This window comes from Phyllobacterium sp. OV277, assembly GCF_900104355.1.
GTDB lineage: Bacteria > Pseudomonadota > Alphaproteobacteria > Rhizobiales > Rhizobiaceae > Phyllobacterium.
The window spans coordinates 13,509-26,888 of sequence record NZ_FNIY01000009.1 but is presented as its reverse complement, the minus strand read 5'-3'; the positions used below and the strand labels follow the sequence as shown (position 1 = coordinate 26,888).

At 55.1% G+C, this 13,380-nt stretch carries 12 protein-coding genes; 8 read left to right on the top strand and 4 right to left on the bottom strand.

Annotation, left to right across the window (positions count from 1 at the left end; genetic code table 11):
- The first annotated feature begins 86 nt into the window (after window positions 1-86).
- Entirely contained in the window at window positions 87-473 is a 387-nt protein-coding gene (locus tag BLU05_RS21355; protein ID WP_091884577.1) for a MerR family transcriptional regulator, read from the top strand.
- Window positions 474-702: 229 nt separating this feature from the next.
- Here BLU05_RS21355 and BLU05_RS21350 read toward each other — a convergent pair whose 3' ends face one another.
- A complete protein-coding gene (locus BLU05_RS21350; protein ID WP_091884574.1) occupies window positions 703-1,677 on the bottom strand; it encodes a heparan-alpha-glucosaminide N-acetyltransferase in 975 nt (324 codons plus the stop codon).
- Window positions 1,678-1,890: 213 nt separating this feature from the next.
- Between BLU05_RS21350 and BLU05_RS21345 the strand changes: the two genes are divergently transcribed.
- Window positions 1,891-3,090 (top strand): MFS transporter, encoded by a 1,200-nt coding sequence (locus BLU05_RS21345; protein ID WP_091884855.1) that lies wholly within the window; start codon window positions 1,891-1,893, stop codon window positions 3,088-3,090.
- Here the strand turns inward: BLU05_RS21345 and BLU05_RS21340 are convergent.
- Window positions 3,085-3,804, bottom strand: coding sequence for a DUF599 domain-containing protein (locus BLU05_RS21340; protein ID WP_091884571.1), 720 nt, complete (start codon window positions 3,802-3,804; stop codon window positions 3,085-3,087). The genes BLU05_RS21345 and BLU05_RS21340 overlap by 6 nt on opposite strands.
- 587 nt (window positions 3,805-4,391) lie before the next feature.
- On the opposite strand from BLU05_RS21340, the gene BLU05_RS21330 reads away from it, so the two are divergent.
- The 3 genes from BLU05_RS21330 to BLU05_RS21320 all read left to right on the top strand — a co-directional run bounded on the left by BLU05_RS21330 (window position 4,392) and on the right by BLU05_RS21320 (window position 7,995).
- Window positions 4,392-5,792 carry an L-serine ammonia-lyase gene (locus BLU05_RS21330; protein ID WP_091884566.1) on the top strand — a complete coding sequence of 467 codons (1,401 nt, stop codon included), beginning with the start codon at window positions 4,392-4,394 and terminating at the stop codon, window positions 5,790-5,792.
- Between the two features lie 133 nt (window positions 5,793-5,925).
- Window positions 5,926-7,455, top strand: coding sequence for a nucleobase:cation symporter-2 family protein (locus BLU05_RS21325; RefSeq protein ID WP_175540702.1), 1,530 nt, complete (start codon window positions 5,926-5,928; stop codon window positions 7,453-7,455).
- 105 nt (window positions 7,456-7,560) lie between these two features.
- Complete coding sequence (locus BLU05_RS21320) at window positions 7,561-7,995, top strand: DUF1489 family protein (RefSeq protein ID WP_091884850.1); 435 nt, start codon at window positions 7,561-7,563, stop codon at window positions 7,993-7,995.
- A gap of 18 nt (window positions 7,996-8,013) precedes the next feature.
- Here the strand turns inward: BLU05_RS21320 and BLU05_RS21315 are convergent, their stop codons facing one another.
- Together BLU05_RS21315 and BLU05_RS21310 are read right to left on the bottom strand one after the other, a co-directional pair.
- Window positions 8,014-8,274: a hypothetical protein gene (locus BLU05_RS21315; protein WP_091884564.1), complete on the bottom strand. Its 261-nt coding sequence runs from the start codon at window positions 8,272-8,274 to the stop codon at window positions 8,014-8,016.
- Window positions 8,275-8,322: 48 nt separating this feature from the next.
- Entirely contained in the window at window positions 8,323-9,654 is a 1,332-nt protein-coding gene (locus tag BLU05_RS21310; protein ID WP_244518485.1) for a D-alanyl-D-alanine carboxypeptidase, read from the bottom strand.
- Between the two features lie 309 nt (window positions 9,655-9,963).
- Here BLU05_RS21310 and BLU05_RS21305 point away from each other — a divergent pair, with 309 nt between their 5' ends.
- The 3 genes from BLU05_RS21305 (at window position 9,964) to clpA (ending at window position 13,328) form a co-directional block, all read left to right on the top strand.
- A complete protein-coding gene (locus BLU05_RS21305) occupies window positions 9,964-10,296 on the top strand; it encodes a phasin family protein (protein ID WP_091884559.1) in 333 nt (110 codons plus the stop codon).
- 218 nt (window positions 10,297-10,514) lie between these two features.
- Window positions 10,515-10,847, top strand: a complete 333-nt coding sequence (clpS, locus tag BLU05_RS21300; RefSeq protein WP_162700234.1) for an ATP-dependent Clp protease adapter ClpS — start codon at window positions 10,515-10,517, stop codon at window positions 10,845-10,847.
- 6 nt (window positions 10,848-10,853) lie between these two features.
- Complete coding sequence (clpA, locus tag BLU05_RS21295) at window positions 10,854-13,328, top strand: ATP-dependent Clp protease ATP-binding subunit ClpA (protein ID WP_091884554.1); 2,475 nt, start codon at window positions 10,854-10,856, stop codon at window positions 13,326-13,328.
- Window positions 13,329-13,380 lie beyond the last annotated feature (52 nt).

Genomic DNA, 13,380 nt, shown 5'->3' with positions numbered 1-13,380 from the left:
TGTGCGAACAAAGGTGCAATTGACTTTTACGTAATTGCGTGGCCAAACATTCGTGTGAAATAATGAGAAACAGAGCAGTGTCTGTCATGCGCGAATATTATTCCATTACTGAGCTGACGCGGGAGTTTGGCGTTTCGACGCGGACATTGCGCTTTTATGAGGACGAGGGGCTGATCCACCCGGTTCGCCGTGGACGCACCCGCCTGTTTCGTCCATCCGACCGGCATCTTCTCAAGCAGATCCTTCGCGGCAAGCGCCTCGGCTTTTCCATCGCCGAGATCCACGAGATCGTGCAAATGTACACCGAGCCACCGGGTGAAATGGGTCAACTGCACCTGTTGATGAAGCGCGTGGAAGAAAAACGTGGTGATTTACGCCAAAAGCGCCGGGATATTGAAGAGACGCTAACGGAACTTGATCAGGTGGAAGAGGCCTGCATTGAGCGGCTGGCAGAGCTGGGTGTTAATACCTGAGATTTACGCTCACTTCCAAGATTACGCTAACAAGGCTGCATAAATCAGTGGTTCGTGGTTCGACAGGCTCACCATGAGGGAGAGTGGGGATGTAAGGGAGCTTTATTCTGCAACCCTTATGCCCAACCTTTGTGCGTGAGCCTTTATGATTTATGCCGAAACCTTCGCGATTATCGTTGCATCCACACTCTCCCTCATGGTGAGCTTGTCGAACCACGAACCACACCATTTAAGGCTGCATTGCCTCATTGGTGCACATGTTGGTAATATCCTGTATCTGCGGATCATTGTCCTGCGTGCGTTTGCCCGCATAGACATCATCGAAAATCTTCTGTGTTTCCAGCTGGCTCATCGTGCAGGTGCAGAAGCGCTCACAGAATGCCTTCTCATTGTCCGCAGAACAGGTACGCGTGCATTCCCGGTCAAAAACCTCGTGTGGCGTCAGCGTTGCAGGAGGAAACACCTGAGCAATGAGGAACACGCAGCCGAATAGAACCGGCTGATGAATGAGATAGAATGCCAGACTGTGCCGCCCGATGAACCGCAATCCGCGGTCGAGCCAGCCGGGAACAATGTTTCCTGCGAAAATTCCCGTGAGATTGAAGTGCAGCAGAGTTTTGGCAAGCGCCATTCCGGCGAGTACCGGACCGAACCACGGGAAAACCGGGACGTAATCATTCGAAAGGATCGGCATTTCCGACAGGCCCAGCGGCCAGAAAACCGGCCCGTCGAATGTGGCCGATGCCAGATAATGCGGTGCGGCGACAACAGCGGCTGCTGCCACAGCAATCACGATAGCCGGAAGGCGCAGGAACAACAGGCCGAGTACACTTGCGGCGGCAATCTCGTGCAGAATGCCAAAAAACACAAAACTATCCGGCGTGATATACAGGGTAACAAGCGTGACCGCCAGTGATGCCAGGACAATCTGCACAAGACGGATACCAAAGGGTCGCCAGCGAACGCCGTTGCGATGCGCAAGAACAAGGCTGAAACCGACAAGCACAAGAAAGGTCGAGGCGATGATGCGGGCATAGAGCTTCCACGCCCCATGGCCGGTGGTGCCGGGCTCCATATAGCCGAAAAACTCGAAATCCCAGCCCGTGTGATAGGTGGCCATAGCGATGAGCGCGATGCCCCGCAAAACGTCGAGCTTGCCGAGACGGGATTTGGCGGGCGGGGTCAACGTCTCAGTCTGGCTCATACGGGAATCTCGATTAATGCAACTCTATGCAAGCTAGGGGAGTTGGAAAACAAAATCCACGTGTTCCCATGCGCTGGATGATTGATATTTCGCATTTATTTCAGCATTTTCTGCGAAACAGACATATTATGTCGCTTGATTGACTGCTATCCCTTGCGTGGCGTCCGATTGTCCAAGGGCGCTCGAATCAGCACATCCCCGATAGCCAAGCCAGTGATCAATCAAGTTCGCCATCCTATCTGGATCAGTACGGCCAAACGCCCGACAGCTCGGGTGTTTGCGATCCTCTTTGGCATCGAGTCGATGGCCCGTGCGATCATCACCAGCGTGGTGCCGATCCAGACCTATGATCTGCTGCAGAGCGAACGCAGCGTAAGCATCCTTTATACCTGTATGTCGATGCTTGGATTGATGGTGACACTGTCGATTCCGCTGCTGATTGTCCGCATACCGCGCCGCTGGGTCTATACATCTGGTGCGGTGTCGCTGATGCTCGGCTGCGGCGCCTTTGCGCTGGATACGGTGCCGGGACAGGCGGCTGGACTTTTCCTGCGCACTTTTGGCGCGGGTGCGCTGTCGATCACCCTGAGCCTCTACATCATGGATCACATCAAGAGGGGCGAACTGGTCCGCGCTGAATCCGTGCGTATGGCAACGGCCACCGTTGCGTGGACAGCGGGGCCATTCCTTGGCGTTTTCCTCTATAGCACGATGGGGATGATCGCGCCGTTCCTGTTGTCGATCGGCTTTTCCCTGCTGCTGCTGACCCTGTTCTGGTATTTCCGCCTGAGCGACAATCCGGCCCTGCAGAAAGGTCCGAGCCGCGCCGCCAATCCCATTGCCAATGTCAGGCGGTTTGTTGCCCAGCCACGTCTGCGGCTGGCATGGCTCATTGCATTCTCGCGGTCGTGCTACTGGAGCACGTTCTTTGTCTACGGCCCTATTCTCATGGTGGCGACGGGGCAGGGCAAGCTTGCGGGTGGTCTGCTCGTATCGCTTGGCAACCTGTTTCTGCTTGGGTCGATCCTGTGGGGCAAGGTTGGCATGGCCAAGGGGCTGATGCGGACGATTTCGGGTGTCTTCGTTCTTCTGGCGTTGGCGCTGGCCGGTGCTGGACTTGCCGGTGAAAAATTCCCGATGATTGCAGCGCTCATGCTGCTGACCGGCGCTTTTTTCTGCGTCGCGCTGGATACGCTGGCGTCAACGACATTCATTCGCGCGGTTCATCCGCATGAGCGGGCGCAAATGACCTCAGTATACAGGACCTATCTCGATTTCTCCGAACTTTTGCCCGCGTTCTTCTATTCGATCATTCTGACATTTTTCAGCCTTGGCGCGATTTTCATCGCGCTTGGAATGCTGATGGTGTTCACGGCAATCGTCGTCTGGCGCTACCTGCCGCGCGGACTATGAATCAGTCTCGGCATTATTGCGCATGAGCGCATCGCGGGCGTTCGAGAAAAACTGACGGCGCAAGAGGACAACCGCAACCAGGCTGGTCGTGATCATGAACAGGATGGGGTCGAGGAACCATCCGAGATAACCGATGGAAAAGAAAATCCCGCGCAACCCGCTGTTGAAATGCTGGCCAGCCAGAATGTTGATCTCTGCCGCCCGGTTGACGGCAAAGACGACCTGCGGATCGTCCGGGGCCTTGTCACGCGCCATCGGCACGCCGCCGATCAGAATTGAGCAATAGTTGAACAGCCGGTATGCCCAGGCAAACTTGAAGAACGCATAGGCGAAGAGAACCAGCAGACCGAGAACTTTGGTTTCAAAAAGCCGCTCGGTTGTCTCGCCCAGAAACGGTATATCGTGGAAAAGCGTGACCACCCGCCCGGATGAATTCAGCAGACCGAAACAGCCGCCAATGGCAAGAATCGATGTTGACGCAAAAAAGCCGGTGCCTTGCTGCAAGCCGATCATGATGCTGGTGTCGATCATGCGCAACTCACGGCTCGACATGGTGGTCATCCATTGCCGCCTTGCCAGATTCATTTCCGATGTCAGCGAGCGCCGATTGAGAAACCCGTTTGCCGTCGTGTGCGAATACAGCCCCCATACGCCGAAGAAATAGAGAAGGGCCAGCGCATCAACCCAGTAGGACATTAAGCGTGCGGATTCCATGCGGGCTCTCTCGGTGGGAGATGAAGGCTATGAACGGCAAGTTACTCGTTTTACTGTTGCACTCAACATGATTTTACCCCAATCGTAAACGGCGCCGTGAGCAGTATTTCCATTTAAGGTGTTGATATCATTGGTGTCATGCACTTGGCGCATTTCAGCTATGCGTGTGTTCGCCCTGATTTTGCCACCTTTGGCGTTGCGAAGAAAGGTATGGACAGTTATATCCACTCTCCCAGAGACGGAGCCTTTCGAGAGAATCGTGTCCTTCCAAGAGAAACAGGGAAATACAAAATTCATGGACGATAGCGTTCAAAAATCCTGCTGGGGCATTACAGCCTGGGCAGTCGTTGGTTTTGCAGTGATTTTACTTGTGACCTATCTGGTCGTTATTCACTGAGTAAAATAGCAGGCTCCATACCAGTTGAGCCGGAATAATTTTCTGATGTAAGGGTGCGGCGCGACTGCACCCTTTTTCTTTGGTCTGGCATGTCGTAGAAACACAACGCTAGGTCGGTGGCTGGCTTCGGCGCAGACGCCAGAACAGCCATTATACGCTATATGCAATTTCACCTGTTGAGGTAGCCCGAATGTTCCTGTCGGTTTTCGATCTGTATAAAATCGGCATTGGCCCTTCGAGTTCTCACACGATGGGCCCGATGACCGCTGGCGGGTTGTTTCTCGCGGAATTGAAGAGCGGACAATGGCCACGGCCGACGGGCGTGAAGGTTGACCGGCTGCGCGTGCATTTGCACGGATCGCTGGCTTTCACCGGTATTGGTCATGCGACGGATCGTGCGGTTATTCTGGGCCTCTGTGGTCTTCTGCCGGCCACGATTGATCCCAACCAGATGGATGCGCTGCTGGAAACAGTGAAGCAGGAAAAACGTATTCGCCCTGACGGACATCCTGCCTATCGCTTCGATCCGGCTACGGATTTGATCATGGATCGCCGGACGCCATTGCCGGGTCACGCCAATGGCATGGCCTTCGAAGCCTATGATGCGGATGAGCGCCTGCTGTTGCGCCGTATTTTCTATTCGATTGGTGGTGGCTTTGTCGTCACCGAAGAAGAGCTTGAAAGCGCCAAGACCCGGACGGCTCCCAAAGCTGAAGACCCGGTTCCATTCCCGTTCAAGAACGCGGCGCAGATGCTTGCCATGAGCAAGGAAAGCGGATTGTCCATTGCGGAAATGAAGCGCCGCAACGAAGAAGTTTTCATGAGCCGCGACGATCTGAATACAGGTCTTGATCGCATCTGGTCGGCCATGCGCTCCTGTATTGAGCGCGGTCTGGAGCAGGAAGGCATTATGCCCGGCGGGCTCAAGGTCAAGCGTCGCGCGCGTTATCTGCATGACCGGCTGCAGGAGGAATGGCGGCAGAACCGCATGAACCCGCTTCTGGCCAATGACTGGCTCTCAGTTTACGCCATGGCCGTCAATGAGGAAAACGCCGCTGGCGGGCGGGTTGTCACTGCACCGACCAATGGCGCTGCGGGTGTCGTCCCGGCAGTGCTGCGCTATTACCTGCATTTCCATGATGATGCGGATGCCAATGGTATTCGTGACTTCCTGCTGACGTCAGCTGCCGTTGGCGGTGTCATCAAGCACAATGCGTCTATTTCAGGCGCGGAAGTCGGTTGTCAGGGCGAGGTGGGTTCCGCCTCTGCCATGGCGGCAGCCGGACTTGCCGCCGTTATGGGCGGCTCCGCTGCCCAGATCGAGAATGCCGCAGAAATCGCGCTGGAACATCACCTTGGCATGACCTGCGATCCCGTCGCCGGTCTCGTGCAGGTGCCTTGCATCGAGCGCAATGCGCTTGGAGCGGTTAAGGCTGTGACTGCTGCCTCGCTCGCCATCAAAGGCGATGGCACGCACTTCGTACCGCTCGACGCATGTATTGAAACCATGCGCCAGACGGGGCGTGACATGAACGAGCGTTATAAGGAAACCAGTCTCGGCGGTCTTGCGGTGAATGTGGTCGAGTGCTGACAATACCCGTGCATTGCCGAAAACACTTTCAATAAATCAGATACAGTCAAATCCCAAAATGGTGCCATAGTTTCATCCCGCCCGATCAGTGACATCTGGTTGGGCTGCACAAAGGTATTGGGAGGACACTACCTTGGCATCAAATTTACATGGGAATACACCGCAAGAACGACCTGAAGACGAAAATCTGGGAATAGCGGCCAATCTGGCCTACGGCTTTCAACATGTCCTGACCATGTATGGCGGGATCATCGCCGTTCCGTTGATCTTGGGACAGGCGGCAGGCTTGTCGCCGAACGATATCGGACTACTGATCACCGCATCGCTCTTTGCCGGAGGGTTGGCCACGATCCTGCAAACGATAGGCTTGCCCTTTTTCGGCTGCCGATTGCCTCTTGTTCAGGGCGTATCGTTCTCGGGTGTAGCCACAATGGTTGCCATAACAGGCAATGGAGGGATCGGGGCCGTACTGGGTGCTGTCATGGTCGCTTCGTTCATAGGGTTGTTAATCACACCAATCTTCTCAAGAATCACCCGGTTTTTCCCGCCCTTGGTCACCGGAATTGTGATTACGACTATTGGCCTGACGCTTATGCCTGTTGCAGCGCGCTGGGCGATGGGCGGCAACAGCAAGGCGCCGGATTTTGGCAGCATGGCCAACATCGAGCTGGCGGCTCTGACTTTGGTTATCGTGCTTCTGCTCAGCAAGGTCGGCAGTGCCAGGATTTCACGGCTTTCGATTCTATTGGCCATCGTCATCGGAACGCTCATTGCACTGGCACTTGGCATGACCGACTTCTCGAAAGTAAGCGACGGACCGATTGTCGCCCTGCCGACGATTTTTCAGTGGGGCTATCCAACCTTTCAACTTGCGGCGATCATTTCCATGTTCATTGTCATTATGGTGACTTTGGTCGAGACATCAGCTGACATTCTGGCCGTCGGCGAGATCATCGAGACCAAGGTGGACTCACGCCGCCTCGGCGATGGTCTGCGCGCCGACATGCTTTCAAGCCTGATCGCGCCGGTCTTCGGTTCGTTCACCCAAAGCGCCTTTGCCCAGAATGTCGGACTGGTTGCGGTAACGGGCATCAAGAGCCGCTATGTGGTGGCAACGGGTGGGCTATTTCTGGTCGGCCTTGGTTTGCTGCCCGTCATGGGCCGCGTTGTCGCCGCTGTGCCAAGTGCTGTGCTTGGTGGTGCCGGAGTGGTTCTTTTCGGCACGGTGGCCGCAAGCGGCATCAGGACACTCTCCAAGGTCGATTACAAAAACAACATGAACCTGATTGTTGTCGCCACATCGCTTGGCTTTGGCATGATCCCGATTGCTTCACCAACCTTCTACGATCATTTCCCCAGCTGGTTTGCCACGATTTTTCACTCGGGCATCAGCTCGGCAGCGCTCATGGCAATTACATTGAACATCGTGTTCAACCATTTGACCGCCGGGAACTCGGATCAGCAGTCGGTATTTGTAGCGGGAACAGAGCGCGTGCTGCGGTATCAGGATATCGCCGAGCTGCACGATGGCGATTATTTCCTCAACGGCAAGCTATATGATGCGCAGGGAACGGAAGTGCCCGTTGTTGCGCCGGATCACCCGGCGGTCGTTTCCAAGCGGCAGGCTCCGGGTGGAAGCGCCATCGCGGCAACCGGTCACTAAGTGTTTACCGAGGTCAGCGGACGAAATCACCGCGTTCGCTGACCCTTTGTGGAGAACCCATGGGTTTTGGTTGACCTTGGCACGCGAAAGCGTCAATTCTCTCCCATGGCTCTCAATCTTGTTAAACTTTGCGTCGGCTGCACTGCGATCGAAGATCTTGCAGCATGGATCGATTTCCGGCTCGATGAGCGCAGGCGCGCCGGTCTGTCGCCGGAACAGTTTCACACCACGCGCATGGTGCCCAAGCGGGTCGAGGAATTGTTGGCGGGCGGATCGCTCTATTGGGTGATCAAGGGCAATGTCCAATGCCGCCAGATACTGACTGATATCCGCACCTTTACTGATGATGAGGGAATTTCCCGCTGTCATCTGGTGCTTGATCCAAGAATTATCGTGACGGAATGGCAACCACGCCGGGCATTTCAGGGGTGGCGGTATTTGACAAGCGAAGATGCGCCTGCAGATGAAGGGCAGGGCAAAGGCCGGGCCAAATTGCCGCCGGAACTGCGCAACGAACTCGCGTCATTGGGACTGCTTTAAAACAAGCTCAGTCGAGTCTCAGGAAATTTTCAAACGGACTGCCGAAACGCCATCGCGACTGCCGGAGCGAATACGCACATTGACCTGGGGCATCGCTGCGCGGCGCGTCCTGGCCGCCTGACAAAGCAGAATATTCACCAGATCCATTGTCTTGAACGGCGAATTGCCACGCCTGAGATCGGCAATACGTTGCGCCGCCTGTTGCAAACCGCCAAACAGCGACCGTGATTCCTTGCCGGTGATACCGGCGGGGCGATGGAAATCATTGACAATAGACATTCGCAAAACCCTCTACTTCAGACACTTGGGTCTTTCGGATCGTTTGCCTTACGATTGCGGCGCAATCGCAAAGCAGTTGAAATTCTGGCGCTTCAGCGCAACACACGCACTGTTCGCCGCCTTGGCAGAAGCAATCCCGGCAAAACGGGCACGGTAGTAAGTCGCCGAACCCTTCTGGAATTTTTCCGTATAGATCGAGAGTGACGCCACAGGACCACCGACTTCAGATGCAGCGCGGGAAAGAATTGCCTTGGCTTCGTCAGCACTGCCCATCGAGCCGATCTGCACCATCCAGCCGCTGGCCGAACCCTTTTCCGGAGCCGAAGCAGTGGTCACAGGATCAACCTCGGCAACGTCTTCTTCAGCTGTATCAACGCGCGCTGTTGGAGTTGGAACACGCAGGATCTGGGCGGCTGGAGATGATTGCGCCGGAGCGGAGGCGTAGGCGGTTGCAGTCACGACATTGTTGGTTTGCGCCACAACCTCGTCACGCTGGACCGGCATTGGGGCATCTTCCTCATCAGGAAGATCCACCGCTGCGACCTGAACCTTGCTGTTCTTGCGGGAGGCAAGCAGGTTGCCGCCGTCACGACGCGAAGCGCCCGGAAGATACTGTTCAATCAGCTTAGCCATCTGGGCATCACGGGCACCGCCGCTTGTGCCGCCCATGACAACAGCAACCATCTTCTTGCCGTCAACATTGACCGAGGAGACGAGATTGAAACCGGAATCACGCGTATAGCCGGTCTTGATACCGTCAACACCGCGTACCTTGCCAAGCAAGCGGTTGTGACCGGCAATGCGGCGACCGCGATAGTTGAAGGCGCGGGTCGAGAAGTAATCGTAATATTGCGGGAAATGCTCACGCAGGGCGATGCCGAGCAGAGCCAGATCGCGCGCCGATGAGCGCTGTTGCGGGTTTGGCAACCCCGATGCATTGCGGAATGTGGTGTTGCGCATGCCGAGCTGGCGTGCCTTGTTGGTCATCATCTGCGCAAAGCGCTGTTCTGAACCGCCAAGATACTCGCCAATCGCGGTGGCTGAGTCGTTGGCCGATTTGGTGATGACCGAAAGAATCGCAGCTTCCGCGCTGATCGTCTGACCGGGCTTGAAGCCGATCTTTGTCGGTGGCTGGCCCGCAGCATAGGCTGAAACAGGAATAGGCGTCGACTTTGATACCCTGCCGGCTTCCATGGCTTCAAACAGCATATAGAGCGTCATCATCTTGGTCAGTGATGCCGGAAAACGCTGGGCATCCGCATTGGACGAATAAAGCGTCTTGCCTGTGTTGGCATCTACAACAATGGCAGAAGCCTTTGATGATGCCTCAGCTTTCGGGGCTTCAATGAAGCCTATTCCGGAAGCGAGCGCCAAGGCCAGGAATGCATGTGATAGTTTGGTATAAAGTCTGGAACCTTGGCGGGCTGGATAAAGCACAATCAACACCTGCTCATACTGAAGCATATATGGAATTTAACTGACGTAATGTTTCGTCAGATACGGATCGTGCGACTTTAGACGCAACAGCGTTACCAAACTGTTTATGGTAACCGGGAAGTTCACGAATTCCGTGGCGTTCGATCTTTTAAAATTGCTGATAATTATTGCAGTGCACAATAAAATTGACTTTTTGTGCATCGCACCCTAAATGAGGGCCAAGAGGAAAATTCATCCAAGGAAGGATTTATCATGGCCAATCCGTTTGAAACTCTCAATGAGTCCGGCAAGGAATTCGTCAACAACTCCCTGAAGAGCGTATCCGTTCTTTCGCAGGGCCTGCAGACGATCGCCAATGAAGCCGCTGGCTACTCCAAGAAGTCTTTCGAAGACGGTACAGCGCTCGTTGAAAAGCTCGGCACCACCAAGTCGGTGGAGCAGCTTTTCGAAGCGCAGACTGCATTCTCCAAGAAGGCTTACGAGGCTTTTGTTGCTCAGGCCACCAAGTTCGGCGAGCTTTATGCTGACCTCGCCAAGGAAGCTTACAAGCCTTACGAGGCTGCGGTTGCCAAGGTCACCAAATAATTCCAGATTCATTTCTGGGTCTGATGAGGTCCGGTTGCGCGCGCAACCGGACTTTTTTTGTTTCTAACACCTAAAACAGGCTGTGCAGCGGCAAGTTGATATTGCATGCTTCGAGAGAGGGCTTAAAATCGACGCGTTGCAACCTACATAGGATACACAGGGCAACACATGACCACCAAATGCGGGTATCGGAAGAGATGAAGCGGTTTGCACCAACAATGCAAGATGACGACAAAGGCAGCGGCAATGGCCCCGGCCGGGGAACAGCTGTCATCACAAGAACCAAGCCCAAACTCAAGAAGCCGAGTCTTTACCGGGTGTTGCTCCTGAATGACGATTACACTCCCATGGAATTCGTCATTCACGTTCTGGAACGCTTTTTCCAGAAAAACAAAGAAGATGCCACGCGCATCATGCTTCATGTGCATAATCATGGAGTCGGAGAGTGTGGTGTCTTTACCTATGAGGTCGCGGAGTCCAAGATGACCCAAGTCATGGACTATGCGCGGCAAAACCAACATCCGCTGCAATGCGTGATGGAGAAAAAGTGAGGTTTCATGCCATCTTTCTCACCTAGTCTGGAGCGGGCCCTCCATCAGGCGCTGACGATCGCGAACGAGCATCATCATGAATATGCAACGCTGGAGCATCTGCTCCTTGCGCTCATTGATGATCAGGACGCGAGCAGTGTCATGCGCGCCTGCAATGTTGACCTCGCACAGCTAACCCGCACCGTGACCGATTATGTCGATCACGAGCTGGATAACCTTGTCACCGGGTATGACGAGGATTCAAAGCCAACTGCCGCGTTCCAGCGCGTCATCCAGCGCGCCGTTATTCACGTTCAATCCTCCAACCGTGAAGAAGTAACCGGCGCCAATGTTCTTGTGGCGATTTTCGCCGAGCGGGAGAGCCATGCGGCATTCTTCCTACAGGAACAGCAGATGACGCGTTACGACGCGGTCAACTACATCTCCCATGGCATCTCGAAGCGCCCCGGCGCCGCCGAGCCGCGCACCCCCTTGGGTGCGGAGAGCAACAATGAAGAAAACCACGCTGCCGAGTCGGAAGAGGGCGCAACAAAGAAGAAGCAGGATGCCCTGACGGCCTACTGCAACAATCTGAATGACCGGGCGAAAGCAGGCAAGATCGATCCATTGATCGGCCGTGATCAGGAGATCAACCGGACAATCCAGATTCTTTGCCGCCGTTCGAAGAACAACCCGCTCTATGTCGGTGATCCCGGTGTTGGCAAGACAGCCATCGCCGAAGGTCTCGCCAAGCGGATTGTCGAAGGCAAGGTTCCCTCCGTCTTGGCGGATGCCACGGTGTTTTCGCTCGATATGGGTACGCTGCTTGCCGGAACACGCTATCGCGGTGATTTCGAAGAACGTCTGAAGCAGGTCATCAAGGAACTCGAGGAGTTTCCGGGTGCCATCCTGTTCATCGACGAGATTCACACGATCATCGGTGCTGGCGCTACTTCAGGCGGCGCAATGGATGCGTCCAACCTTCTGAAGCCTGCGCTATCGTCGGGAGCCATTCGTTGCATCGGTTCAACGACTTACAAGGAATTCCGCCAGTTCTTCGAAAAGGACCGGGCGCTTGTTCGCCGTTTCCAGAAAATCGATGTCAATGAACCATCCATCCCGGATGCCATTGAGATCATGAAGGGTCTTCGCCCCTATTTTGAAGACTTCCACAAGGTCAAATACACCGTGGAAGCGATCAAATCGGCGGTGGAACTATCGGCACGTTATATCAACGACCGCAAATTGCCCGACAAGGCAATCGATGTGATCGATGAAACGGGTGCGAGCCAGATGCTTCTGCCTGAGTCGAAGCGCAAGAAGTCCATTGGCGTGAAGGAAATCGAGGCAACCATTGCCACGATGGCCCGTATCCCGCCAAAAACCGTGTCCAAGGATGACGAAGCGGTTCTGTCCAATCTTGAGGCTGAACTGAAGCGCGTTGTCTACGGTCAGGATCTGGCGATTGAAGCCCTGTCATCCTCGATCAAGCTGGCCCGCGCTGGCCTACGCGAACCGGAGAAGCCAATCGGCTCCTACCTGTTCTCGGGTCCTACCGGTGTCGGCAAGACTGAAGTGGCCAAACAGTTGGCTGCGTCGCTCGGCGTGGAACTCCTGCGTTTCGACATGTCGGAGTATATGGAGCGCCACACGGTCTCGCGTCTGCTTGGTGCACCTCCCGGCTATGTCGGATTTGACCAGGGTGGTCTTTTGACCGATGGCGTTGATCAGCATCCGCATTGCGTGCTGTTGCTCGACGAAATTGAAAAGGCCCATCCGGATCTGTTCAACATCCTGTTGCAGGTTATGGATCACGGCAAACTGACGGATCACAATGGCAAGCAGATTGATTTCCGCAATGTCATTCTGATCATGACAACCAATGCAGGCGCGTCCGATGCGGCTCGTTCGGCCATCGGTTTCGGCTCTTCGCGTCGTGAAGGCGATGATATGGAAGCGATCAACCGGCTGTTTACGCCGGAGTTCCGCAACCGTCTCGATGCCATCATTCCGTTTGGTCCGCTGCCGATTCCGGTCATCCATCAGGTTGTGCAGAAATTCGTCATCCAGCTTGAGGCACAGCTTGCCGATCGCGGCGTGACGTTTGATCTGAAGCCTGAAGCAATCGCCTGGCTGGCCGAGAAAGGCTATGACGACCGTATGGGCGCCCGTCCGCTTGGCCGTGTCATTCAGGAATACATCAAGAAGCCATTGGCTGATGAAGTCCTGTTTGGCAGGTTGAAGAAGGGTGGCACGGTTGTTGTCTCGGTTGCCGAGAAGGCCGATGGCTCGAAGGGGCTTGTTCTGGATTACCTCGCCGATGAAGTGGCGGTGAAGCCCAAGCAGGAGATTGCAACTCCGAAAAAGCCGGTGGCGAAGAAGAAGCCTTCTCCGAAGAAGCCGGTGCTCGAAAAAGTGACGGCCGGACCATCCATTGCTGATGATCCGACACCGCCATCACGCGGCAAGGCATCGGTACCGAAAGTACCACGCAAGAAATAATGAAAAGGCCGCCCTTGGGCGGCCTTTTTCTTGCTGGCATGACAGGATCGGG